The 23,792-nt window shown below is 62.9% G+C and carries 18 protein-coding genes; 8 read left to right on the top strand and 10 right to left on the bottom strand.

Going from position 1 to position 23,792, the window contains the following annotated elements; translation table 11 throughout:
* Positions 1-2: 2 nt before the first annotated feature.
* Both HNP33_RS10800 and HNP33_RS10795 read right to left on the bottom strand, forming a co-directional pair.
* The gene (locus HNP33_RS10800) at positions 3-1,373 is read right to left on the bottom strand and encodes an efflux RND transporter periplasmic adaptor subunit (protein ID WP_184708232.1); all 1,371 of its coding nucleotides are present in this window, start codon (positions 1,371-1,373) and stop codon (positions 3-5) included.
* Positions 1,374-1,375: 2 nt separating this feature from the next.
* Positions 1,376-2,713 carry a TolC family protein gene (locus tag HNP33_RS10795; RefSeq protein ID WP_184708230.1) on the bottom strand — a complete coding sequence of 446 codons (1,338 nt, stop codon included), beginning with the start codon at positions 2,711-2,713 and terminating at the stop codon, positions 1,376-1,378.
* A gap of 252 nt (positions 2,714-2,965) precedes the next feature.
* Here HNP33_RS10795 and HNP33_RS10790 point away from each other — a divergent pair, with 252 nt between their 5' ends.
* On the top strand, positions 2,966-3,655 hold the full coding sequence (locus HNP33_RS10790; RefSeq protein WP_184708228.1) for a heavy metal response regulator transcription factor: 690 nt from the start codon (positions 2,966-2,968) through the stop codon (positions 3,653-3,655).
* Positions 3,652-5,004 (top strand): heavy metal sensor histidine kinase, encoded by a 1,353-nt coding sequence (locus tag HNP33_RS10785; RefSeq protein ID WP_184708227.1) that lies wholly within the window; start codon positions 3,652-3,654, stop codon positions 5,002-5,004. Before HNP33_RS10790 ends, HNP33_RS10785 begins: the two co-directional genes overlap by 4 nt.
* Positions 5,005-5,115: 111 nt before the next feature.
* Here the strand turns inward: HNP33_RS10785 and ppsA are convergent, their stop codons facing one another.
* Positions 5,116-7,509, bottom strand: a complete 2,394-nt coding sequence (ppsA, locus tag HNP33_RS10780) for a phosphoenolpyruvate synthase (protein ID WP_184708225.1) — start codon at positions 7,507-7,509, stop codon at positions 5,116-5,118.
* A 306-nt stretch (positions 7,510-7,815) separates the two neighbouring features.
* Between ppsA and HNP33_RS10775 the strand changes: the two genes are divergently transcribed.
* Positions 7,816-8,628 (top strand): pyruvate, water dikinase regulatory protein, encoded by an 813-nt coding sequence (locus HNP33_RS10775; protein ID WP_184708223.1) that lies wholly within the window; start codon positions 7,816-7,818, stop codon positions 8,626-8,628.
* 262 nt (positions 8,629-8,890) lie between these two features.
* Positions 8,891-9,343: a hypothetical protein gene (locus HNP33_RS10770; RefSeq protein WP_184708221.1), complete on the top strand. Its 453-nt coding sequence runs from the start codon at positions 8,891-8,893 to the stop codon at positions 9,341-9,343.
* A gap of 59 nt (positions 9,344-9,402) precedes the next feature.
* Here HNP33_RS10770 and HNP33_RS10765 read toward each other — a convergent pair whose 3' ends face one another.
* The 5 genes from HNP33_RS10765 to HNP33_RS10745 all read right to left on the bottom strand — a co-directional run bounded on the left by HNP33_RS10765 (position 9,403) and on the right by HNP33_RS10745 (position 16,136).
* Positions 9,403-10,341, bottom strand: coding sequence for an ATP-binding cassette domain-containing protein (locus HNP33_RS10765; protein ID WP_233464478.1), 939 nt, complete (start codon positions 10,339-10,341; stop codon positions 9,403-9,405).
* A gap of 10 nt (positions 10,342-10,351) precedes the next feature.
* Complete coding sequence (locus HNP33_RS10760) at positions 10,352-11,437, bottom strand: iron ABC transporter permease (protein ID WP_184708295.1); 1,086 nt, start codon at positions 11,435-11,437, stop codon at positions 10,352-10,354.
* Positions 11,438-11,568: 131 nt separating this feature from the next.
* On the bottom strand, positions 11,569-12,567 hold the full coding sequence (locus HNP33_RS10755; RefSeq protein ID WP_233464477.1) for a heme/hemin ABC transporter substrate-binding protein: 999 nt from the start codon (positions 12,565-12,567) through the stop codon (positions 11,569-11,571).
* Positions 12,568-12,577: 10 nt separating this feature from the next.
* Entirely contained in the window at positions 12,578-13,759 is a 1,182-nt protein-coding gene (locus HNP33_RS10750; protein WP_184708220.1) for a hemin-degrading factor, read from the bottom strand.
* A 73-nt stretch (positions 13,760-13,832) separates the two neighbouring features.
* Positions 13,833-16,136, bottom strand: a complete 2,304-nt coding sequence (locus tag HNP33_RS10745; RefSeq protein WP_184708218.1) for a TonB-dependent hemoglobin/transferrin/lactoferrin family receptor — start codon at positions 16,134-16,136, stop codon at positions 13,833-13,835.
* Positions 16,137-16,585: 449 nt separating this feature from the next.
* On the opposite strand from HNP33_RS10745, the gene HNP33_RS10740 reads away from it, so the two are divergent.
* The 4 genes from HNP33_RS10740 to HNP33_RS10725 are packed head-to-tail and all read left to right on the top strand — an operon-like array spanning position 16,586 to position 22,032.
* The gene (locus HNP33_RS10740; protein WP_184708216.1) at positions 16,586-17,800 is read left to right on the top strand and encodes a M20 aminoacylase family protein; all 1,215 of its coding nucleotides are present in this window, start codon (positions 16,586-16,588) and stop codon (positions 17,798-17,800) included.
* Between the two features lie 47 nt (positions 17,801-17,847).
* On the top strand, positions 17,848-19,470 hold the full coding sequence (locus HNP33_RS10735; RefSeq protein WP_233464476.1) for an ABC transporter substrate-binding protein: 1,623 nt from the start codon (positions 17,848-17,850) through the stop codon (positions 19,468-19,470).
* Positions 19,460-20,407: a MurR/RpiR family transcriptional regulator gene (locus HNP33_RS10730; RefSeq protein ID WP_184708214.1), complete on the top strand. Its 948-nt coding sequence runs from the start codon at positions 19,460-19,462 to the stop codon at positions 20,405-20,407. The genes HNP33_RS10735 and HNP33_RS10730 overlap by 11 nt, the downstream gene beginning before the upstream one ends.
* 29 nt (positions 20,408-20,436) lie before the next feature.
* Positions 20,437-22,032 carry a gamma-glutamyltransferase family protein gene (locus HNP33_RS10725; protein ID WP_184708212.1) on the top strand — a complete coding sequence of 532 codons (1,596 nt, stop codon included), beginning with the start codon at positions 20,437-20,439 and terminating at the stop codon, positions 22,030-22,032.
* Between the two features lie 166 nt (positions 22,033-22,198).
* Here the strand turns inward: HNP33_RS10725 and HNP33_RS10720 are convergent, their stop codons facing one another.
* The gene (locus HNP33_RS10720) at positions 22,199-22,957 is read right to left on the bottom strand and encodes a transporter substrate-binding domain-containing protein (RefSeq protein ID WP_184708289.1); all 759 of its coding nucleotides are present in this window, start codon (positions 22,955-22,957) and stop codon (positions 22,199-22,201) included.
* Between the two features lie 265 nt (positions 22,958-23,222).
* Complete coding sequence (locus tag HNP33_RS10715; RefSeq protein WP_184708210.1) at positions 23,223-23,756, bottom strand: glycine zipper 2TM domain-containing protein; 534 nt, start codon at positions 23,754-23,756, stop codon at positions 23,223-23,225.
* Between the last annotated feature and the right edge of the window lie 36 nt (positions 23,757-23,792).

Genomic DNA, 23,792 nt, shown 5'->3' with positions numbered 1-23,792 from the left:
GTTCAGTGCGCGTGCTCGGCAGAAGCCTTGCCCATCTCTGCCTTCAGCATGAAGCTGCCGTCCCTGACATACGCCTGCCCGGCTTTCAGCCCCGATTTGATTTCGACAAGGCGCCCATCCGAGCGCCCCACCTGCACCACCTGTGCCTTGTAGCCGTCATCGGTGGGAACAAACACCACGCTCTCCTTGCCATCGGGCTGCTGGATCGCCTTGGCATCCACCGCAATGGGTACCTGCGATTCTTCTGCCAGCACCTTCACATCGACAAAAAGGCCGGGGCGCCATACGCCTTGCGGATTGGCAAGTGCAACGCGAGCGGGCGCAGTGCGCGTCTGCTCGCCAATCAGTGCGCCCACATAGGCCACGCGCCCCTCAGCACTGGAGTCGAATGCCGTTGCGCGCACCGTGACGGGCGAGCCCACGCGCACAAAAGGCAGTTGCGGTGCGGAAACATTCATCTCGGCCCACACCGAGCTCATATCCGAGATGGTGAAAGAGGCGGTGTTCTCCGCCACCGATTCACCGACCGTGAGGTGCTTCTCGACCACCACACCGGCGAGCGGCGCCCTCAGCTCATAACGGCTGAAGCCGCCTGCACCGCCGCCACCCGCGCCAGCGCCGATGGAAGCGAGTTTCTGGGAGGCATTGGCGACGGCAATCTCGGCCTCCTGCAAGGATGCTCTGGCCTGCTGGTAATCCTGCTCGGCAGAGATGCGCTCCTCCCACAGCTTCCTCTCGCGGTCGTAGGTTGTTCGCGCCAGCGACAGGCGCTTTTGCGCAGTCTGCAGCTCGCTGCGCTGGTCTGAAACGGCAGCGCTCTGCACCACCGCCAGCAACTGCCCTTTGGCAACCCGCTCACCCAGTTGCGCATGCACCGAAGCCACCACGCCCGGCACCCGGGGTACCACGTGCGCGGTGCGGTCCTCGTCAAAGCGGATCTCGCCTGACAACACCATCTCCTTGCGGATGGATGCCGCATCCGCCTGCACCACCACAATGCCTGCCGCCTTGGCCTGCACGGGGCTGAGCTTGACATGCCCTTCCTCTTCCTTGTCGCCATGACCCGCTTCTTCCGTCTTGGGGCTGACCGCCTGCGCGGGTTTTTTCGCCTCGCCTTCGTGGTGCTCACCATCCTGATGCTGGTCCGCATCCTGATGGGCTTTTTCGGGTGCTGGGCTCTCTCCGTGGTGCTCACCATCGCCATGCGCGTGGGATTCAGTGTGGCCGGCTTGCTGGGCCTGCGCCTGAGAAGGCTTTGTTGCTGGCCGCAGAATAAGTGCGCCCCCCACCATGCCGGTGGCAAGGATTGCGGCAACCACTATCCATTGCCGGGAGGACGAGAGAGAGGTGTCGAATTTGGTTTTCTCGGACATATTCAGATTCCAGTGACTGCAAGATCCACATTGGGCGTACCCAGAAGACGGTCGATTTCCGCGCGCGCCTTGTGGGACGCGCTGAGCTGCTCCAGCAATTGGCGCTGGCTGTCAAACAAGGTGCGCTGCGCGTCCAGGGCATCCAGAAAGCTGAACTTGCCCAGGCTGAAGCCACGCACCGCCAGCTCGTACGCCGACTGCGCCGTCGGCACCACCTGGCTGCGCAGCAGCTGAACCTGGCTGTTGCTGCTGAGCAATTGCTGGCGCGCCGCAAACACCTGGGTCTGTATCTGCAGCCGCACGTCCTGCAGGTGTTGCTCCGCCTGGTCCACCTTGCGCAAGGCCTGCAGCTGGTTGCCCTCGTTGCTGTCGAACAATGGCAACGGAATGCTCACGCCAAACACGATCTGGTTGCGCCCTACTTCCTTGGCCCGTTTGACGCCCAGGCTGACGGTCAGATCCTGCACACGCTTGCTGCGCTCCAGGTTGGACGCTGCACGGCTCTGCTCCAGCGCGAGGCGAGCCGTTGCAATACCTGGGGCGCTGTTCAGAAGCGCGTCAATGTCATCGAAGTCGGGGGACTCTGCGACGGCGGAAAAATCGCCCGTCGCCACACCCACCTCAGCGGCCTGCCCGCCCCACAGCGCTGCCAGATTCTGCTGCGCCACCAGCACATTGGAGCGCGCCTGATTCAGCTCCAGCAGCGCATTGGCCTGCGCCACCTGTGCGCGACTGGCCTCCAGTGGCGGCACCTTGCCAGCCTCCACGCGGCGGGCTGCGGCGTCTGCCGATTGCTGCGCCAGCGCATGCGTTTTGGCGGCGTACTCCACCCGCTGCTGGGCCAACAGCAATTCATTGAACTGGCTCACCAGCTGAAACCTGAGCGCCACCCTGGTTTCCAGCACCGTACTGTTGGCAACATCCCTTTCGCGCTCGGCCACCTGAATGCGCGCCTCGCGCTTGCCGCCCAGCTCGACCAGCTGATTCAACTGCACGGTGCTCGAACGCGAGGAAGAACGGGTATCTTCCTGGCTGTAGGCCAGCTCGGGGTTGGGCCGTGCCTGGCTTTGCAGCACTGCGCCCCTGCTGGCCTCTGCACCATGGCGTGCAGCCTGCAACCCAGGATTGGCAGCCAGTGCCTTGCCCCAGGCAGCAGCGAGCGAGGTCTCCGCGCGGGCCGGGGAAGCCGATGTGGGAAGGCTGGAGGCCGTACCTGAGGGATAAGCCCAGCCGGACGCCGCCTGTGCCGGGTAGATGAAGGCTATCGCCACCACGGCGGCAAGCGAGAGCGTTTTGATATGCGTTGGGCCTATGAGCCGGCCATAGAGCGGGGTCGCCATGTGAGCATCTCCAGAAATCGAGGTTCACGCACACATACCCTGTGCCTGGGCGTCCGGCCTGCACCAAAGTGCCGCTCGGTCGCCCTGGCGCTCTCATGCATTCGCCATGCACACCAGGCCCGGCGCATTGCGACGTGCAGGGTCAATGCGCGCTTGGACGGACTCTATGAATTCAAGGACGACACAACGCCGTCAGCCAGATTACAAATTTGTAATCTGCATTTCTGTTTCAAATGCCAGACAATCTGCTGCATGAGATTGCTTTTGATTGAAGACGAAGCGAAGCTCGGGGAGTACCTGCGCAAAGGCCTCTCCGAAGAAGGCTATACGGTCGATACCGCAATCAATGGTGTGGACGGCCTCCACATGGCGATGGAGCTGGAATACGATCTCATCGTTCTGGACGGCATGCTGCCCGGCATTGACGGCTTTGCCGTGCTTGCTGCACTGCGGCAGTCCAAAGCCACCCCGGTTCTGATGTTGACCGCCCGCTCCGATGTGGAAGACCGCGTGCGCGGCCTGCAAAGCGGCGCCGATGACTACATGGTCAAGCCATTTGCGTTCTCCGAGCTGGTTGCGCGCATCCAGGTACTGCTGCGCAGAACATGCATGCACCAGCAGTCGCCAGAGCCCACCATCCTCGGCGAAGGCGATCTGGAGCTGGACCTCATCCGCCGCAAGGCCACGCGCGCAGGCACTCGGCTGGATCTCACGGCCAAGGAATTCAACCTGCTGGCGCTGCTGCTTCGCCGCAAGGGCGAGGTGCTCTCACGCACGGAGCTGGCATCGCAGGTGTGGGACATGAACTTCGACAGCGAAACCAATGTGGTGGAGGTCGCGGTGCGTCGCTTGCGCATGAAGGTAGACCATCCGTTTGGCACCCCACTGATCCAGACCGTGCGCGGCATGGGCTATGTACTGGAGGCCAGGGCCGTCGGATGAACACTGCCGCCCCTGTTCCCCACCTCGGGAAATACCTTTTCCGCTGGCTGGCCATACTTACCATGCTCGGGCTGGGGGCTGTGAGCCTGGCGGTCTATCTGGTCTTTGACCATACGCTGTCCGTGCGGCAGCAGGAAATGCTGGACCAAAAGCAGGCCTCGCTCACCCATGTGCTTGCAGACGATCTGAAAGAGCACAGAACCAAGTCGCTGCAGCACATGCTGATGGATTTTCTGGCAGGCCACGGAGACTATGCGGTCTACATCAAGGACGATGCCGGAAACACCCTGTTCGACAGCCGCACTGCATCCTTTCCTGCGCACCACTCGATCGAGCGCTCATTCAGGGTGTCCTTCTATTCAGAACAATCCGAGCAACTGCTGAGCGCAAATGCCACTCTGGTGATGGATCGGCGGCCCGATGACGCGCTGCTCCGGTCACTGGCCTGGACGCTCCTCGCCTCCATGGTGGCAGGCTCGCTCATCCTGTCCCTGTTCGGCAGACTGCTGGTGAGAAAGAGCCTGCGGCCGATCAAGGCACTCGTTGCTCAGATTGGCGACATCACTGCCAAGGACTTTGAAAAGCGCCTGGATGGCAGCGCCTTGCCGCAGGAGCTGCACCCGCTGGTGACGCAGTTCAACGCCTTGCTGGACCGACTGGCCGATGCCTACCGCCAGCTCGAATCCTTCAACGCCGATGTGGCGCATGAGTTGAACACCCCGCTTGCCACCTTGATCAGCAGCTCGGAAGTGGTGCTGCGCAAGCCCCGCACCGTGGAAGAGATGCGGGAGGTGCTGGAGTCGAACCTGGAAGACCTGCGCCGCATCGCCAGCATTGTGGGAGACATGCTTTTTCTCTCCAGAGCCGACCGGGGCGCTGGTGCGCGGGAGAAGAAAAACGCACGCCTGGCGCCCGTTGCTTCGGAAGTGGCCGATTTCTACGAAGCGGTGGCGCTGGATGCCAATCTGCGAATCGAAATCGATGGAGATGCAAGCGCACCCATTGATGCGCCCTTGATACGCCGCGCCCTCTCCAACCTGCTCAGCAACGCAACGCGCTATGCCCGCACAGGCTCGGCGGTCGTGATACAGCTTCGCAACCGGCAGCAAGCCGACCACCAGGAGGCCGTGATCACCGTATGCAATGAAGGCGCGGGTATCGAGGCCACACACCTGCGTCATCTGTTCGAGCGCTTTTACCGCGCAGATTCATCGCGCCACAATGCCGACCACAACCATGGCCTGGGATTGGCCATTGTTCAGGCGATTGCCAAGATGCATGGCGGCTCGGTGTTTGCCGAGTCCGATACCAGCGGCACCCGGATTGGCATCATTCTTCCTGCCAGCTAGCAATACTTTTGCAAACTCAGCCCCGCAAGCGGCAACAAAAAAGCCAGTCAGGCAACTGACTGGCTTTCGATCTTTCGCTCTTGCGATGTGAACGGCGCAGGGCCGGGCCGCTTACTTGGCAGCCAGGCGCTGCCAGGTGTCGATCACGCTGTCGGGGTTGAGCGAGATCGAGGCAATGCCCTGATCCGCCAGCCACTGCGCAAAGTCGGGATGGTCCGACGGGCCCTGCCCGCAGATGCCAACGTACTTGTTCTGCGCACGGCAGGCACTGATGGCACGCTCCAGCATCTTCTTGACTGCAGGGTCACGCTCGTCAAAATCGGCAGCCAGCAGCTCCAGGCCAGAGTCGCGGTCCAGGCCCAGCGTCAGCTGGGTCAGGTCGTTCGATCCGATGGAGAAACCGTCGAAATATTCGAGGAACTCATCTGCCAGGATGGCGTTGGATGGCACTTCGCACATCATGATCAGCTCCAGCCCGTTGTCACCACGCTGCAGGCCATTGGCAGCCAGCAGCTCGGTCACGCGCTGTGCCTGCTGGAGCGTACGCACGAACGGGATCATGATCTTCACATTGGTCAAGCCCATGTCGTTGCGCACGCGCTTCAATGCTTCGCATTCCATCTTGAAGGCTTCACCGAAGTCCTTCGAGATGTAGCGCGCAGCGCCACGGAAGCCCAGCATCGGGTTTTCTTCATCGGGCTCGTAGCGGCTGCCGCCGATCAGCTTGCGGTACTCGTTCGACTTGAAATCGGACATGCGCACGATGACAGGCTTGGGATAGAACGCTGCAGCAATGGTGGCCACGCCTTCGGTGATCTTGTCCACGTAGAAAGCACGGGGCGATGCATGGCCACGGGCCACCGATTCAACCGCTTTCTTCAGATCGGCATCGACCGCTGGGTAGTCCAGGATCGCCTTGGGATGCACGCCGATGTTGTTGTTGATGATGAATTCCAGGCGGGCCAGGCCCACACCGTCATTGGGCAACTGGGCAAAATCAAACGCCAGCTGGGGGTTGCCCACGTTCATCATGATCTTGGTCTTGATGGGCGGCATTTCACCCCGCTTGACCTCGGTCACCTCAGTTTCGAGCAAGCCGTCGTAGATCTTGCCAGTGTCGCCTTCGGCGCAGCTGACGGTCACCAGGGTGCCGTCCTTGAGCAACTCGGTGGCGTTGCCGCAACCCACCACGGCAGGAATGCCCAGCTCGCGCGCAATGATGGCCGCGTGGCAGGTGCGGCCGCCACGGTTGGTGACGATGGCCGCAGCCTTCTTCATCACCGGCTCCCAGTTGGGGTCGGTCATGTCGGTCACCAGCACATCGCCGGCCTGCACCTGGTCCATCTGCGAGATGTCGGACACCAGGCGCACGGGGCCGGTGCCGATCTTCTGGCCAATGGCGCGACCTTCGGCCAGCACGGTGCCGCTGCCTTTGAGCTTGTAGCGCTGCTCGGCCTGGCCCTTCGACTGGCTCTTCACCGTTTCGGGGCGGGCCTGCAGGATGTAGAGCTTGCCGTCGGTGCCGTCCTTGCCCCACTCGATGTCCATTGGGCGGGCATAGTGCTTCTCGATCACCAGCGCGTAATGTGCCAGCTCCTGCACTTCGGCATCGGTGAGCGAGTAACGGTTGCGCAGCTCGGCTGGCACATCGGTGGTCTTGACCAGCTTGCCCGAAGCAGCCTTCTCCTCCGGCGTGGCAAACACCATCTGGATCAGCTTGCTGCCCAGGTTGCGGCGGATGAGCGCCTGCTTGCCTGCCTGCAGCATGGGTTTGTGCACGTAGAACTCGTCAGGATTGACGGCGCCCTGCACCACGGTTTCGCCCAGGCCGTAGCTGGAGGTGATGAAAACCACCTGGTCAAAGCCCGATTCGGTATCGATGGTGAACATGACGCCTGCGGCGCCCTTGTCCGAACGCACCATGCGCTGCACACCGGCGGACAGCGCCACCACATCGTGGGCAAAGCCCTTGTGCACGCGGTAGCTGATGGCGCGGTCGTTGTACAGCGACGCGAACACTTCCTTCATCTTGTGCAGCACATCGTCGATGCCCACCACGTTGAGGAAGGTTTCCTGCTGGCCAGCAAACGATGCGTCGGGCAGGTCTTCTGCCGTGGCCGACGAGCGCACGGCAAACGATGCCTGGTCATTGCCCGCCTGCAGGGTCACAAAGGCCTCGCGGATGGCTTTTTCCAGGTCGGCAGGGAAAGGCTGGCTCTCGACCATGGCGCGGATTTCCGCACCCACTTGCGCGAGGGCTCGCACATCGTCCACATCCAGCGCCCCCAGTTTGGCGCTGATCTTGCCAGCCAGGCCCTCAAAGGCCAGGAATTCGCGGAATGCGTGGGCCGTGGTGGCAAAGCCGGTGGGGACGCGCACGCCCTGCGGCAATTGCGAGATCATTTCGCCGAGCGAGGCGTTCTTGCCGCCTACGACCTCGACATCGGTCATTCTCAGGTTCTCAAACGGTACGACCAGGGCGGTCGCGCTGTAGAGGTTGGACATGATGGAGCTCCGGAAGTTAAAAACTGTGGTATCTGGCAGAGGCGCCCACGGCCGCAGATCAGGCGGTGGCGCGCGCGCAGGTACTCCATCCGGGCCATGGCTGGCGCGGACATCTGGCTTTGTATTTGTACTGGTAGGCCGGAGTACATGCGGGAAATGTGAATAATGGGCGTCATTGTAGGCGCGCGGCTGCCGTTCTGCTTGTGACTTGGTTAACACCAGGGCCAAGAATGACGAAGGCGCAGCAGACGGGCCGCTGCCTGCTACAAAAATTGTTTCCTATCGCTTGAAAAACACGCAGCCGCTATGCACCAACGCACGATTTTCTTTATCTCTGATGGCACAGGCGTGACAGCCGAGACCTTTGGCCGCGCCATCATGAAGCAGTTCGACATCACCACGCGCGCCGTGCGCCTGCCCTTTGTCGACACCGTGGACAAGGCCCACCAGGCGGTGCGCCAGATCAACCACACGGCCGAGCAGGAAGGCAAGAAGCCCATCGTCTTCACCACCCTGGTCGAGCCCGACACCGTGCAGGTGGTGCACGACCACTGCAAAGGCCTGGTGATGGACATGTTCTCCACCTTTGTGCAGCCGCTGGAAGACGAGCTGGGCGCCAAATCGCACCATCGCATCGGCCGGTTCACCGATATCAGCGAAAGCAAGGAATATTTCGAGCGCATGGAGGCGATCAATTTCAGTCTGGCGCACGACGACGGGCAGACCAACCACGATCTGGCTGGCGCAGATGTGATCCTGGTGGGCGTGAGCCGCAGCGGCAAGACCCCCACCAGCCTGTACCTGGCCATGCAATTTGGCCTGAAAGTGGCCAACTACCCGCTGATTCCCGAAGATTTTGACCGCCAGCAACTGCCTCCCGCCCTGCTGCCGTACAAAAAGAAGATCTTCGGCCTCACGATTGCCCCCGAGCGCCTCAGCCAGATCCGCAATGAGCGCCGCCCCGACTCGAAGTACGCCAGCCTGCAGAACTGCCGCATGGAAGTGGCCGAAGCCGAATCGATGATGCGCCGCGCAGGCATTCAATGGCTGTCCACCACACACAAATCCATTGAGGAAATTGCAGCGGTGGTGCTGCAGGAGCTCAAGGAAGAGAGCTGAGAACGTGTTTATGATCTCCTCGCGCCGCGACAGCAGCTTTGCGGGGCATCCCTGACCGGGCATCCCCAAAATCGCTGTCCCTCCGGGTTGGAGTGAAATCGGGCGATTTCTGCGCGCTCGCCCTTGCTTGCGGCCATGACCTGCGGGGGCCGTGCATTCCGTCACACAGCTTTACACCGGCTATATCTGGCCTATACCCTGGCCAGCCCCAGCTTGTTATATATAAAGGGTACAAGCCCTCACACACCAAACAGTCTTGACCATGCATTCATTGCGCTCCCACCTTCTCTGCAGCTTCGCCAGCGCATTGCTGCTGTGCGGCGCTGCCCAGGCGGCCCAGCCTGGCGCCTTTTCCGTCACCGAAACCAAATCTGCCATTGGCAACAAGGCAGCCAAGCCACCGCGCACCAAAGACCGCTGCATTGGGCCAGAGCTGGTGGACAAGGAGGGTTTTCTGTACCCCGACATGATCCTGTCGCAGCATTTCAGCCAGTGCCGCATCAAGGACAGCAAGCTGGTGGGCAAAAACCGCAAGGAATGGACGGTGACCTGCGGCAAGATGCTGACCGCGCAGGCCAACCAGGTGAACACGGGCGCAGATTTTCGCCTGCACATCAATGCGCAGCTGCTGGGCGGCGCGATGAAGCAGACGCTGGATTACGAGGCTTCATCACTCCAGCGCGCCTGCACAGCAGACGATAGCCCCTTGGAATGAAAATGCGGCTTGCTGCACGGCTGTAAAGCCCCAGCTGCTATAAAACCAGTAGAACTCGCCTACCCGCCCAAGCCCATACCCACGTCGGCACCTGCAAACAGGTACTGCTGCGTCCCGTCTGGTGCCGTGGCGGCAAAGCAGCCCACACCCCACACATCGCGCATGGTCTGTAGCGACAGCACGTCGCCCACAGGGCCATGCAGGCAGCCGCCGCCGTGCACCAGCAGCGCATCATCCGCATAGCGCAGTGCCAGATTCATATCGTGCACCACAACGACCACACCCACGCCCCGCACCTGCGCCCAGTGTTGCAGCAGATCCATGGTGCGGTGCTGCCAGGCCAAATCCATGGCGGCGGTGGGTTCATCGAGCAGAAGCCAGCGCGCCTGGTCGCCAGAAGGCGCTTCCCACACCTGTGCCAGTGCACGTGCCAGGTGCGCTCGCGCACGTTCCCCGCCAGAGAGGCTGCGCACGCTGCGGCCTGCAAAGGCCTCCATCTGCGTGGCCGCCATGGCATCATGAACAATGGCCGCCTCGTTGCGGCTGGGTTGCAGGCGGTGGGCATAGCGACCTAGTTCCACGACTTCCTGCACCGTAAAGTCAAAGGCCACAGAGCCATCCTGCACCATCATGGCGCGGCGCCGGGCCAGGTCAGCGGACGGCCATCTGGTGAGCGGCTGGCCATCGAACAGAATCTGGCCTGCATGGGGCGCCCACTGGCCCGTCAAGGTTGCCAGCAGGCTGGATTTTCCAGCGCCGTTAGGTCCAACGATGGCCGTGAGCCTGCCAGGTGCTATGTGGGTGTGCAGGCGCACCAGCACATCGCCACCGGGCACCCCCACCTCCAACTGGTCCAGCTGCCAGCCGCTGCCCTGGGCAGGCGGGCTGGCGTAAAGACCCTGCGCATTCTCTTTCGCTACTTTATGAATAGCTAGCTGCGCTTCAAGGGCAGGCATCGGATTGCCAGACTCCCTGAAAACCTCGAATGGTTTGAACATGCGCCCCTCCCTACAGTTGCCGCCGAAACTGGCGCAGCATGGCCAAAAACAGCGGAACCCCGACCAGCGCCGTCAGCACGCCCAGCGGCAACTCAGCCGGAGCAACCACCGTGCGCGCAAAGGCATCGGCAAACACCACCATGGCAGCGCCCAACAAGGCGGAAGCGGGCAGCACCACACGGTGATCCGGCCCGGCGATCAACCGCACCCAGTGCGGCGCCACCAGGCCAATGAAGCCGATCATGCCGCAGGCTGCCGTGATGCAACCCACCACCAGCGCCGCCACGATGACCGCCAGACGCTTGGTGCGCTCCACCGCCACGCCCATCAGGCTGGCCTGCGCCTCGCCCAGTGCAATCGCGTTGAGGGGCTGTGCCAAGCGCTGCGCCACCCAGGCACTGATGGACACCACGGCGCACGCCATGATTGCGACTGGCCAGCGCGCATTGCCCAGACTGCCCATCAGCCACAGTTGCAGGTTGCGCAATTGCTCATCGGTCGACAGAAAACTGAGCAGACCCAAGCCCGCCATGGCCAGCGCATTGATGGCCACACCCGCCAGCAGCATGACGCCGATGCGCGTGCCGCCGCCTGCCTGCGCCAGTCCGTAAATCAGGCCTGTCGTCACCAGCCCCCCTGCGAAGGCGCACAGCATCAGCGGCCAGCTGCCCAGGCTGCGCGGCACCGATGGGAACCACAGCGCGCCCATCACAATCAATGCGGCAGCCGCCAGCGCGGCTCCGCTGCTCACGCCGATCAGCCCCGGGTCTGCCAGCGGGTTGCGAAACAGCCCCTGCATCAACGCGCCAGCCAGACCCAGTCCGGCGCCCGCTGCCAAGCCCAGCACCAGACGCGGCGCGCGGATGGCTGCAAACACCTGCTGCTCGGTACTGCCGGCGTCCGTGCCGCCCTGCCACCAGTGCTGCAGCGCGCTCCAGGCAATGGCGGGAAGCTGTGCCGCGTCGATGGCGAAAGCGCCCTGCCCGGCCGCAAATACAAACGCGGTCAGCGCCAGCAGAGCCATCAGGCCAATGGTGTGGGATTTTCTCAGTCGAAATACACCCTTCTGGCGTTTTGCTTGAACACCAGGCGCCATGGAAACTGATGCGCCATTCGATACGCCCAGCCGCCCAGCGCGCGCCGGGCTGGCAGATTGCGATGGCGAAAGCCGCTCCGTACCCGGCACCGGGCGGGCGCTCACGGCGCCAGTTGCAGTCACGGCATCGCTCATGCCTGCACGGCCTGCAAACCCTGGTGCAGGGTACGTACCGCCAGCGGCAGGCGCGGGCCAAAGCCGAGCAGCTGGCTGGCTTCCAGGGCGATCAATGCCTTGTTCTTGTAGGCCGGGGTCAGCGCAAGTTCCGGGCGCGCCCAGAACTTGGCCTCTCCTCCCACCGCCTCCACGCCTTGTGTCGTTGTCACAATCACCTGGGGCGCTGCCTGCGCCATGGCTTCTGCCGTCAGCGGCCGATAGCCGCCAAAGCCTTGCATGACATTGCTGGCCCCGCCCATGCGCAGCAGCGCATCGCCCGCCGTGCCCTGGCCCGCCACCTGCGGCGTTCCGCTGTGCGAGAGCACAAACAGTGCGCGAGGCAAGCGGCCTGTCGCCACGGTGGCGCGTACCTGGGCCTGCACGGTGTCCCACTCCTTCTGCAAATCCTGGGCCAGTTGTGCGGCCTGCGCCTGCCTGCCAGTAGCCTGCCCCACCAGCCGGATCTTGCGCAGTACTTCATCCCAGCTGTGGTCCGATTGCACCAGAGCGATGGCAACGCGGGTCTGGGCAATCTGCTGCAGCACCACGGGCGGGCCCGCTTCGGTGGTGCCGATCACTACATCGGGCTTGAGCGACAGCACGCCTTCGGCGGCCAGCTGGCGCACGTAGCCCACCTTGGGCATGCGGTTGGCCGCTTCGGGGTAGTTGCTGGTGGTGTCGCTGCCCACCAGCAGCGCCTGGGCCCCCAGTTGGTAGACGATCTCGGTGAGTGCGCCGCTCAGACTGATCAGGCGCGTTGCTGTTGGCGGCGCAATGCCCACATATGGCTGCAGCGCCGCCTTGGCGCCGCCATCTGCGGCATTTGCTGCATTTTTTGCAGCAACCGGCGCAGATTGGGCAATCGCCAGGGTACCCAAAGGCATCAGGGCGGTGCCACCTGCAGCCAGCAGCAACGCACGGCGGCTGGCTAGGCAGCTGTTGCTGCGCTGGCCAGCGCGAGAAAACGCATCCATGGCCGCCTCCTTACGCCGCAACCGCCTGGGCATCCAGACGCGGCAGGCTGGTTGCCAGTGCGCGCCAGGGGGCCAACTCGGGCTTGCCGGGCTTGCGCGCACCAAAGAACATGGCCATCAGATCGCCATGGCCATCAAACACTTCCACCGAGGTGACGATGCCGTCGCTGGTGGGCTTTTCCACGAGCCAGACGTTGGCAATCATGTCGGTGCGCATGTGCAGGTTGAAGCCTGCATCGAGCACATTGATCCATTGGGCAGTTGGCGTCGTCATGGGCTCCACGCGTTGCACCGGGCCACTGTGAATCTGGATGCAACCGCCACTGCTGACGAACACCATGATGGGCGTGCCTGCAAAACTGGCCTCGTTCAGGAGCTGGGTGACGCTGTCCTTGGCCAGCGGCCAGGCAAAGCGCCCCTGCACCAGACGGAAGGACTGCTGACGTTCGGCACCCGCGTTTTTGATGACGCTGAAGAACTCGTGCGTATCCTGCATCGCCGCCCATGCCGATTGCAGCGCTGGCACATCCACGCTGCTGTCGGCCGGCACGCTTATAACCTGGCGTGGCGCAGGTGCGTCAAAGCCGGGCAAGGCAGCCGCATCCACATCTGCTGCGCAGGCAAAGCGCGCCACCAGCGCGCCCCAGGCGGCCAGGTCGGTCGCCTCACGGGCAAACACCTTGTGCACCGCACGGCCCGCGCGGTTGTAGAACTGCAAACTGCGCAGCACGGTGCTGCCGCCGTGGGCAGACGCCTCCTGCACCGCATAGGCTGCGTGCCAGCTGGCAAAGAAGAGACGCAGGTCAATGTCTTCCCCCACCGCCAGCCCCACCTGCATGCCCGGCTCGCCACTGGCGCTGAGGTCCGTGTAGGTACCGGTCTTTTCATGCACGGTACTGGCGTTGCGCGTCAGCGCCATCACAGGGCCGCAGGGCTCCAGCGCCTTGAGCACCTCGATCCACCCGCCCTGCGGGGCTTGCAGCGGCTGCACCTGCAGCGTGCTGGCCTCGCGGGTATCCGCAGCCAACAGTGGCATGGCATGCGCGGCAATGGCCTCACCCTCGCTGCTGCCAGCGGCTTCAGCAGCATCCTTGGCACGCAGGCCCTTGGCGCGTTGCGCGGCATAGGCTTCGCGGATCTGTGCAGCGCGGTCGCTGGTCAAGGCGGCAGGCTTGGTTTTCGTGGTGATCATCGGAATGCTCCTTTTTCAATAGCTATTGGTGCTTATTGGTGCTTATTACGAAAGCGCCTTCGGCTCATTTGGCTTAAAACTCTGCCACCAGGGTGACCTTGGCGGACCGCCCGGGCTGGGTGTAGGAATCGATCACTGGCGAGCTGGTGGCGAGGCCCCTCACATCCGACCAGCGCCAGACCTTCTTGTCGGTCAGGTTGTAGAGGCCGACGTTCAGGCGCAAATCCTTGCGGATGCGCCATTGCGCGGTCAGATCCACCACGGTGGCCGACGGGTTCAGGAACTGGGTACCGCCCGAAGGGTTGACCGTGTCCTTGGCTTTCTTGCCCTGGGAGTAGTTCAGGCCCAGCTGCGCCGTCCACTGGGCGGCATCGGCACGCAGGCCTACGGTAAGGCGCTGGGGATCGATGGACGAGAGCGGCTCGCCACTGGTGGTGTCGTGCCCCTGGGTACGGCCCCAGGCGAAAGGCGTGCTCCAGCCAATGCCTGCATAGCGGCCCCAGTCGGCACGACCCTTGACCTCCAGCCCGCTGATATTGACCTTGCCGCGGTTGACGGACTGGAAGATGAGCGGATCGCCTGGCCTGCCCGTCCCACCCACCTGCACCAGGTCATCAATGAAATCCTTGTACCGGCCGGTGAACGCCGCCACATCGAGCGAGACATTCGCAAGGCGGCCCCGCACGCCCACTTCGAGGTTCTGGCTGGTCTCCGGCTTCAGATTGGGGTTGGGAATGGTCTTGTAGTTGCCGACCGGGTTCTCGAAGAATGCATTGACCTGCCCGGCATTGGGCGCGCGAAAGCCCTTGGCGTAGTTACCAAATACACGCCAGTCGGAATTCACCTGGTACATCACGCCCAGCTTGGGCGATGTGGCATTGCCCGACAGCGACACTGCCTGCGCGTTGAAGCCCGCCTGATCGGCCTTGATGCGGAAATGGTCGTAGCGCAGACCGGGCGTGATCGTCCAGTTGCCAAAGCTGATCTCGTCCTGCCCATACAGCGCCCAGCTCGACTCGGTGGTATCGGGGAAGCGCTTGAGCGGAAAGGTCTCGCCCACGGGCGGCGTCAGGCCGGTCTGCAGGTTTTCAACATCGGTACGCACATAGTCCAGCCCGTAGGTGAACTGCTGCGCCATGCTGCTGCCGCTCTTGACGAGCTTGCGCGCCTGTACATTGGCCTGGAAAGTCTTTTCCTGGTAGGTCACATCGCGCGTGCGGTCTGCAGCAGTGAGGCGGTCTTCGTAGATGAACTCGCGCGAATCGGCGTTCTGGTAGCTCAGCGATGCCTTCACATCGTCCAGCATTGGGGCATCAAAATTGCGCCATTCGCCCGCCCAGGTGCCGCGCGTGCGTTTCATGTCAGTGGTGGATGCCGAATCGATCACGGCGGTGGAGGCCGTGACCGGCGGTGCAGTGCGTGCCGTGTAGAGCTGGTAATCCACCTTTTTGTCGACATGCTCAACCGTGAAGGTGTGCTTCTGGTCGGCTGTCGGGCGCAGCACCACCTTGCCGAGCAGGGAGGCATCCTTGTCATGCTGCGGATTGGGCAGGGTGCGACGGCTGTCGATGGTGTCGATGTCGCCCATGCTCTTGAGCTCGCGGCTACGCCCCAGGTTGACGCCCAGCAGCCACTCCACGGCATCGCTGGGCTTGCCAGCCACCGTCAGGCCCAGGGTCCTGCCGGTGTTTTCGCTGTCGTAGCCAATGCTTGCACGGCCGCCAAAGGTCTTGCCGTCCTTGAGCAGGCTGGACGGATCGGTGGTGATGAAGTTGACCAGGCCCGCCATGCCGTCCGAGCCATACAGCGCCGAAGTGGCGCCACGCACCACCTCCACGCGCTGCACCAGGCCCACATCCAGATAATCGCGCCCAAAGGCATTGGCGCTGAACACATAGCTGCGCGGCAGGCGGATACCATCCACCATCATCAGCACCCGGTTGCCATCCAGGCCACGGATGTTGAAGCCCGCATTCTGGTCGCGCCCGGTACTGCCCGATGCCAGCGTGAACCGCGCCGGGCTGCGCTTGACGGACACGTTGGGCATGTCTCGCGTCACATCCCGGATGTCGCGCACCTGCTGCTCTTCCATCTGCTGGGCATTGAGCACATCAATGCTCATCGGCAACTCGTCAGGATCCTGCTCGTGGCGCGATCCGCTGATCACCATTTCCTTGAGCACCGGGCCATCGGCTGCGGCGATCTGAACGACGGCCGGGTTGGCGGCGGCAGCCGTAGCCCTGGCAGGCGTTTCAGGCGAGGTCTGGGCGCCGGCCGCTTGCGCGGCACACAGCAATGCAGCCAGCGCCAGCGGTTGCAAAGCCAGCACCTTGCCGGGCTGGCCATCTGCCAGTGTGCAGGATTCAGACGAAGGCATGCAGCGCATGCCGAAAAGAGATGAAGCAGCCACGGACCGAGCTTTCAGACAACAGAGGTTGAACAAGGAAGCTGGCTGGGACCCGAGAGCACAAAGCGTTGCAGAGCGCGGTCAATCCACGCTGGTCCGAGGCTGGCAATGGCGTCAATTATATGCGAATAGTTCTCATTTGAATCAAGTTGCAAACATCCAGGCACGAAAAGCCTGGAGGTAAAGCGCATTTTTGGCAGCGGGCGCCTGCCCTGCTCGCCTGACAACACGCTCAACCAGTCGCCATTCAGGGGTTTGTATGCGAGACGCCCCCGCCCCCCATCCTGCTTGGCTGCATTGGCTGCAAGCACAAACAGCACCAATGTCCCCTTGGTGAAAACAATTAGAAAGAAAATTTTCTAAATAATTATTTTTATGTATTAATTGAAAATTAAATTACACAACTCTCGAAAAACACCATGCCCACCCATCTTGCAAACCCTGTTCTGGAAGCCTTGCGCCAGCCTGGCGAACACGCCCTTCTGACGCAGCTGCGCCAGGACTTCCACCGCTGGCCCGAGATGGGCTTTGAGGAAAACCGTACCGCTGACCGCATTGCCATGGAGCTGGGCTTGCTCGGCATTCCGTTTACCCGTGGCGTAGGCCGCACGGGCATCGTGGCGGTCATTGAGGGTGAGCGCACCGACAGCGGCCGCGCCGTGGGCCTGCGCGCCGACATGGATGCGCTTGCCCTGTGCGAACTCAACCGCTTTGGCCACGCATCGCAAAACCCCGGCGTGATGCACGCCTGCGGCCACGACGGCCACACCGCCATGCTGCTGGGAGCTGCGCGCTTTCTGGCCAGGCACCGCCGGTTCAACGGCACCATCCACCTGATCTTCCAGCCCGCAGAAGAAGGCCGGGGCGGCGCGCAGGCCATGCTGGCCGACGGGCTGTTCGAGCGCTTTCCCTGCGACGAGATCTATGCGCTGCACAACTCGCCCGTGCTGCCTGTGGGCACTGTGGCGGTGGCGCCCGGCGCCTGCCTGTCGTCGGCAGACATGTTCACCCTGCGCATCATCGGCAAAGGGGGTCATGGCGCCCATCCCCACCTGGCAGCCGACCCGGTGGTGGCTGCCAGCCATGTGATCTCAGCGCTGCACCACATCGTGCCACGCAATGTGCCACCCATGGAAAATGCCGTGCTCAGCATTTGCGCCATTCGTGGCGGCGACATGGAGGCTCGCAACGTGATTCCGGATTTTGTGGAAATTGGCGGCACTGTGCGCACCTTTTCCAAATCGGTACAGGATCTGATCGAGAGCCGCATTGCAGAAATCGCCCAGCAGACCGCAGCCGCCCATGGCGCGCGCGCCGAGCTGGAGTATTCGCGCCTGTTCCCGCCCACCGTCAGCACCGAGCGCGAGGCAGCCTTTGCCGCCCAGGTCGCCGCCAGGCTGGTGGGTGCGGAACACGTGATCACCAAGCCCATGCCATCAACGGCATCGGAAGACTTCTCGTGCATGCTGGAAGCGCGCCCCGGTGCCTACCTGCGCGTAGGCCAGGGCGGTGCAGAACAGGGTCGCACCCTGCACAACCCCAACTACGATTTCAACGATGAAATCCTGCCACTGGGTGCTGCGCTGCTGGCCAGTCTGGCACTGGATGCGCTGCCGCTTCAAACCGATCGCTGAGCAGCCGGACAGGCATCCAATCAAGATAACAATCCAGGAGACAAACCATGTTGCCCCAAGCCCCCGCCGAAATGCACCTTGCGCCCTGCCCTTTCCGACTGTTTGCGAAGGCAAACGCACTGGTCATTGCCGCAGCCGCATTGCTGAGCCTGAACGCCGAAGCCCACACCCTGCGCCTGGCCAACCAGGGTGACCCCATGTCGATGGACCCGCATTCGCTGCAGGAATCGTTTCAGCTGTCCTTTCTGGGCAACATTTATGAGCCACTGATTGGCCGCGACCGCCATTTTGCGCTGATGCCGATGCTGGCCACCGCCTGGGAGGCGACCTCGCCCACGACCTGGCGCTTCAAGCTGCGCCAGGGCGTGAAGTTCCATGACGGCTCGGCCTTCACGGCCGATGATGTGATCTTCAGCTACCAGCGCACGCAATCGGAGTCATCAGATACCAAGCTGTATGTAGCCCCTATCAAGGCCATGCGCAAGGTCGACGCCTACACCGTCGAGATGGAGACTGCGCAGCCCATGCCCATACTGCCGGATCTGCTGTCAGGCTGGCTGGTGATGGGCAAGGGCTGGGCCGAGAAGAACAATGCCGGCGTTCCCGCCGATGTGCGCAAGGGCACGGAAAACCATGCCAGCCTGAACGCCAACGGCACCGGCCCGTTCCAGCTCAAGCAGCGCCAGCCGGGCGTGCGCACAGTGCTCAAGCCCTTTGACGGCTGGTGGGGCCAGAAGGAGCACAACCTGACCGAAGTGGTTTTCACACCGATTGCCAACAACGCCACGCGGGTTGCGGCCCTGGTCTCGGGGGAAGTCGATCTGATGGAGCCGGTGCCGCTGCAGGACATTCAGCGTATTCAGTCAAGCGCCAACCTGCAGGTGCTGCAAAAGCCCGAGCTGCGCACCATGTACCTGGGGCTGGATGTGGGCCGCGATGAATTGCTCTACAGCAATATCAAGGGCAAGAACCCGCTCAAGGACGTGCGTGTGCGCCAGGCGCTCTACCAGGCCATCGATATCGAAACCATCCGCAGCAAGATCATGCGCGGCGCAGCCCAGCCTGCGGGCATCATCGTCGCGCCAGGCGTGCGTGGCTACGATGCATCGCTGGACAAGCGCCGGCCCTTCGACCCGGCAGCCGCCAAAAAACTGCTGGCAGAGGCAGGCTACCCCAACGGTTTCGAGCTGGGTCTGCACTGCCCCACTGATCGTTATGTGAACGACCAGGCCATCTGCCAGTCCGTCACCGCCATGTGGACACGGGCGGGCATCAAGACCACCTTGTATGCAGAAACCAAGGCGCTGTATCTGCCACGCGCCTTCAAGCGCGATGTTTCGGCCTTCCTGCTGGGCTGGCAACCTGCCAGCAACGACGCGCAGAACACACTATGGGCCCTGCTAAACACGCCCGCCAACGACGGGCGCGGCCGCTTCAACCTGGGCGGGTACGCCAACCCAAAGCTCGATGCATTGACGCAAGACATCGGCGTGGAGATCGATCCCGCCAAACGCCAGGGCCTGATGAAGGCGGCCTGGCAAATCGTGCAGGACGACATTCCACTTCTGCCACTGCACAACCAGAATCTGGCCTGGGGCGTAAAACGGAACATCGACGTGGTACAACAGCCGGATAACAGCCAACCGCTTCGCTATATCCATGTGCGCTAAACGCCAGCAGCCTGCCAACGACCCGACCGTTCCTCCCACCTATACGCCGCAGGCACAGGATGCGCCCGACCGCATCCGCGTGCACTACGGCAGCCTGACGAGCAGCCAGAGACAGGTGGCAGACTACCTGCTTGCACACCCTTTTGAAGCCGCAACCCTGAGCATCGACGCCATGGCCGCCGAGTGCACGGTCTCGGTCGCTACCATGAACCGCTTTGCCAGTGCCCTGGGCTACGGCAGCTACAGCAGTTTCCGCAACCACTGGCAGCAATTGCTGCAGCCAGGTATGGCGCCGCTCGACAAGCTGCAGCAGCAGCGCAACATGCCCAGCACTGCCCACCGGCGCCTGCAATCCACCCTGCACAACGGCGCCGCGCAGGCACAGACCGCAGCCGCACTGCTCGACCCTGCAGCCACCGAAGCCATGGCCCACCACATTACCAGGGCGCGCCGCATTACAGTGCTGGGCAGCGATGTAAGTGCCTATATCGCGGGGTACTTTGCCAGCTACGCCAGCCTCTTTCGCCCAGATGTGGAGTGCCTTCCCCAGGCAGGAGGACCCAGCGAAGCGCAGCGCAAGCTGATGTCGCTGGGCAAGGACGATCTGCTGCTGACCATTTCGCTGCCCCGCTACTCGCTCCAGACGCTGGAGCTGTGCGCCCTGGCGCATGCACGGCAGATTCCCATCGTTGCCATCACCGACCGTCCGGATGCCCCCATTGCCGCATACACGCAGCAGATTTTGCTGGCCCCGGCACAGCACCCCATGCTGCCTGCATCAGCCATGGGCGTGCTGGGCTTGCTCGAAGGGCTGTGCACCGTGCTGGCCGCCAGCAGCCCCTGGAGCGCGGAAGACTTGCGCCAGCGTGTGCAACTGGCCGACGCATTCCATGTCGACACCAGTCCGCGCGCCCGTGCTGCGCGCAAGGCGCCCTGAAACCTCTGTCACCTGCATCTGCCCCGCCCATGATCACGTTCTCATCCGAGCTGCCCTATTCCAGCACCCGCCAGCCCGTGTATGGCGACGACGTGGCGGCCACCTCCCAGCCTCTGGCGGTATCGGCCGCCATGGCACAGTTTGCGCAGGGCGGTAACGCCATTGATGCTGCGCTGGCCGCCGCCATGGCACTGACCGTGGTAGAGCCCACCAACAACGGCCTGGGAGGCGATCTTTTTGCACTGGTCTGGGATGGAGCGCAACTGCACGGACTCAATGCATCGGGCTGGGCGCCGCAAGGCTGGACGCCCGAGCGCTTTGCCGGACGTGAGCGCATGCCGTATGAAGGCTGGGACAGCGTGACCATTCCCGGCCAGCTGCGTGGCTGGCAGGCCTTGCACCAGCGCTTTGGCTCACAGCCCTGGGCCAGCCTGCTTGAATACGCCGAGCACTACGCACGCTCCGGCTTCATCGTGCCGCAAGGCGTGTCCAGCAAATGGGGCCTGCATGTAACGCGCCTGAGCAACCAGCCCGGTTTTGCAGAAACCTTTCTGCCCGGCGGACGCGCACCGCAGGCGGGCGAGCGATTCACCAACCTTGCACTGGCAAACACGCTGGCACGCCTGGCCACGCACGGCGCCGATGAATTCTACGAAGGTGAGACCGCGCAACGCCTGCTGGCCCATGCCCGCCAATACGGCAGCGCCTGGCAGGAGAGCGATCTGCGCGACTACCAGTCCCAATGGGTCCAGCCGCTGGCCCAGCGGGTGTGGGGCGATTGCTGGGTGCATGAATTGCCGCCCAACGGCCAGGGCATCGCCGCCTTGCAGGCCCTGGGCATGTTGAACGCCCGCGACCACGAACTGCCCGCCGACATAGACAGTGCTGCTGCCATGCACTGGCAGATTGAAGCCACCAAGCTTGCGCTCGCTGACCTGTACCCCCACCTGGGCGACCCTGCCAGCATGCGCATTCCGCCCCGCGATTGGCTGAGCGACGCCTATCTGCGCCGGCGCGCCCCCCTGATCGATCCGCAGCGCGCGCAGCACCCTGCGTCGGGCCTGGGCGGGCACGGCACGGTATACCTCTGCACCGCAGACCGGCAAGGCCGCATGGTGTCACTGATCCAGTCCAACTATGATGGCTTTGGCAGCGGCGTGGTGCCCACGGGCACAGGCGTGGCGCTGCAGAACCGGGGCGCGGGCTTCAGCCTGCAGGCGAACCACCCCAATTGCGTAGGGCCGCGCAAGCGGCCGTTTCACACCATCATTCCCGGCTTTGTCACGCAGGGTGGGCAGCCCCTGATGGCCTTTGGCGTGATGGGCGGCCCCATTCAGCCGCAAGCCCATGTACAGGTGCTCACCCGCATGCTGCGCCATGGCCAGAACCCACAGGCGGCACTCGACGCGCCCCGCTGGCGTATCGAGCCCGGAAAGGGCATCTACACCGAACCCGGTTTTGCGCCCCCACTGCGCGATGGTCTGCAAGCGCTGGGGCACCCGTTGCTGCCGGTGACCGATCCGACCATGGAGTTTGGCGCAGGCCAGGTGATCTGGCGCCTGCCCCACGGCGGTTACGGCGCTGCATCGGACGGCCGCCGCGATGGACACGCAGCTGCACGCTAGCCCGGCAGGCAGATGATTTGTTATTGAATCAGGCGTTCTGACGCTGACGCATCAAGCGCTGAAAGCCGATTTATCAATAAGAAAAACCTGGATACCAACAAAAAACCCACCTGCAGCAAAACAGGTGGGCTTGTTGCGTTAGAACCGACGCCGGTTCAAGAGCAGATTATTTGAGCCACTTTTGCGATTCCTGCTGCAGCACGCCCCGCAAAGCCAGAACGTCCCAGGTGAATTGCATCACCCGGCTGTAGTCGGCATCGTCAGCTGGCAGCATGAAGCCGAGTTGATTGACGGGAGTCAAGGGCTTATCCAGATACGCGGCATGCAGGCGCGGATCGGCCTTGCTGTAATGCAGCGCTTCGTAGGTTTCGGTGATCATCACATCGCCCTTGCCTTCGGCGATCAGTGCCGGAATCTCGGCGTTCTTGTCGTGGGTGGCGATCTGTGCGGTCTGCATGTTCTGCAACACGTAGGCCTCGTTGGTGCCGCCCGGATTCTTGATGACGCGCACGCTGGCCTGGTTCAGCGCCTCGGGCGTGGTGAACTTGTCCTTGTCAGCCGCCCGCACCAGGGCCACCTTGCCAAACGGTGCGTAGCCCGGCAGCATCTGCACCTTGCTGATGCGCGCCACATTGCGGGTGATGCCGCCCACGGCCACATCAAACTTGTTTTCCTGCAGGTCAGACATGAGCTTGGGCCAGGTCGTGTCCACGTACTGCACCTTGACACCCATCTCCTTGGCCATGGCCTCGATCACGTCGATGTCATGGCCCGCATATTTGCCATCGGCCTTCATTGCAAAGGGCCGGTAATCGCCGGGCGTGCCCACCCGCAGCACCTTGGCCTGCATGATGGAATCCAGGCGCGGGCCTGCCTGCACCGGCGCAGAGGAAAATACGGCCACTGCGCCCGCCGCGCAGAGCATGGCAGTTATCAGTTTTGATTTATTGCTTTGCAATTCTTGCTCCTAGGTCTTCATTCGCCACATATACAGCGTGGCCCATCCACAGCCTACCGCGCAACTGCAGTAGCCCCCTTCGAGAAAAGCGCATTCCATCCAGGCAAGGTCTGCCAATGAAAAAAGCGTGTACCCATTGCTGTGTACACGCTTTCTTGTCACACGCCGCCGCCATTGTGGCCCAATGCAGCGCAGATGCCATCGGTGCTTCACCCAGGAAGCACCGGCACGTTCAGTAACGCGAGATCTGGCCCTGGTTGATCTGCACACGGTCGCCCGGGCGCAAATCGCCTGGGTGCGGCACATCAAAAACGCGCTGCCCCCCGTTTTGCAGGTTGATCACGATGCGGTAGCCGCGCGTCTGGTTGCGGTTGCCGTTCTGCTCGATGGCGTTGCCCGCCAACGCACCTGCACCTGCGCCTGCTGCGGTGGCTGCAGCGCGGCCAAAACCGCCTCCAATCTGGTTACCCAGCACGCCACCAATCACGGCTCCCAGAATGACGCCAACGCCCGACGTGCTGCTGGATTGGCCGCGCAGCTCTTCAATGTGGCTGACCGAGCCGTACTCTACGCCGTAGCCGCCTTGCTGGGGCTGCTGCTGGGGATAGTTGCCCTGCTGGGGGTAGCCGCCTTGCGGATATCGACTGTCGTAACGAGGCGGCGCCTGAACACAAGCTGCCAGCACCGATGCACTGGCCACCACTGCAGCCAGTTTGCCCGCTTTGCGCGCCAGCGCGGTGCGCCAGCCAATATTGCGTTGAGCCATTGCTCTCTCCTTTAGCATTCGAGCCAGTCGCTGCCG

The sequence above is a fragment of the Comamonas odontotermitis genome, from assembly GCF_014207855.1.
Classification (GTDB): domain Bacteria; phylum Pseudomonadota; class Gammaproteobacteria; order Burkholderiales; family Burkholderiaceae_C; genus Comamonas; species Comamonas odontotermitis_A.
The sequence above is the reverse complement of the archived record's forward strand: the minus strand, read 5'-3'. Positions and strand labels throughout refer to the sequence as shown.

Excerpts from the sequence above, each read along its gene's own strand:
- HNP33_RS10800 (WP_184708232.1), bottom strand. The coding sequence starts at position 1,373 with ATGTCCGAGAAAACCAAATTCGACACCTCTCTCTCGTCCTCCCGGCAA.
- HNP33_RS10795 (WP_184708230.1), bottom strand. The coding sequence starts at position 2,713 with ATGGCGACCCCGCTCTATGGCCGGCTCATAGGCCCAACGCATATCAAA.
- HNP33_RS10790 (WP_184708228.1), top strand. The coding sequence starts at position 2,966 with ATGAGATTGCTTTTGATTGAAGACGAAGCGAAGCTCGGGGAGTACCTG.
- HNP33_RS10785 (WP_184708227.1), top strand. The coding sequence starts at position 3,652 with ATGAACACTGCCGCCCCTGTTCCCCACCTCGGGAAATACCTTTTCCGC.
- ppsA (WP_184708225.1), bottom strand. The coding sequence starts at position 7,509 with ATGTCCAACCTCTACAGCGCGACCGCCCTGGTCGTACCGTTTGAGAAC.
- HNP33_RS10775 (WP_184708223.1), top strand. The coding sequence starts at position 7,816 with ATGCACCAACGCACGATTTTCTTTATCTCTGATGGCACAGGCGTGACA.
- HNP33_RS10770 (WP_184708221.1), top strand. The coding sequence starts at position 8,891 with ATGCATTCATTGCGCTCCCACCTTCTCTGCAGCTTCGCCAGCGCATTG.
- HNP33_RS10765 (WP_233464478.1), bottom strand. The coding sequence starts at position 10,341 with ATGTTCAAACCATTCGAGGTTTTCAGGGAGTCTGGCAATCCGATGCCT.
- HNP33_RS10760 (WP_184708295.1), bottom strand. The coding sequence starts at position 11,437 with ATGGCGCCTGGTGTTCAAGCAAAACGCCAGAAGGGTGTATTTCGACTG.
- HNP33_RS10755 (WP_233464477.1), bottom strand. The coding sequence starts at position 12,567 with ATGGATGCGTTTTCTCGCGCTGGCCAGCGCAGCAACAGCTGCCTAGCC.
- HNP33_RS10750 (WP_184708220.1), bottom strand. The coding sequence starts at position 13,759 with ATGATCACCACGAAAACCAAGCCTGCCGCCTTGACCAGCGACCGCGCT.
- HNP33_RS10745 (WP_184708218.1), bottom strand. The coding sequence starts at position 16,136 with ATGCCTTCGTCTGAATCCTGCACACTGGCAGATGGCCAGCCCGGCAAG.
- HNP33_RS10740 (WP_184708216.1), top strand. The coding sequence starts at position 16,586 with ATGCCCACCCATCTTGCAAACCCTGTTCTGGAAGCCTTGCGCCAGCCT.
- HNP33_RS10735 (WP_233464476.1), top strand. The coding sequence starts at position 17,848 with ATGTTGCCCCAAGCCCCCGCCGAAATGCACCTTGCGCCCTGCCCTTTC.
- HNP33_RS10730 (WP_184708214.1), top strand. The coding sequence starts at position 19,460 with ATGTGCGCTAAACGCCAGCAGCCTGCCAACGACCCGACCGTTCCTCCC.
- HNP33_RS10725 (WP_184708212.1), top strand. The coding sequence starts at position 20,437 with ATGATCACGTTCTCATCCGAGCTGCCCTATTCCAGCACCCGCCAGCCC.
- HNP33_RS10720 (WP_184708289.1), bottom strand. The coding sequence starts at position 22,957 with ATGCTCTGCGCGGCGGGCGCAGTGGCCGTATTTTCCTCTGCGCCGGTG.
- HNP33_RS10715 (WP_184708210.1), bottom strand. The coding sequence starts at position 23,756 with ATGGCTCAACGCAATATTGGCTGGCGCACCGCGCTGGCGCGCAAAGCG.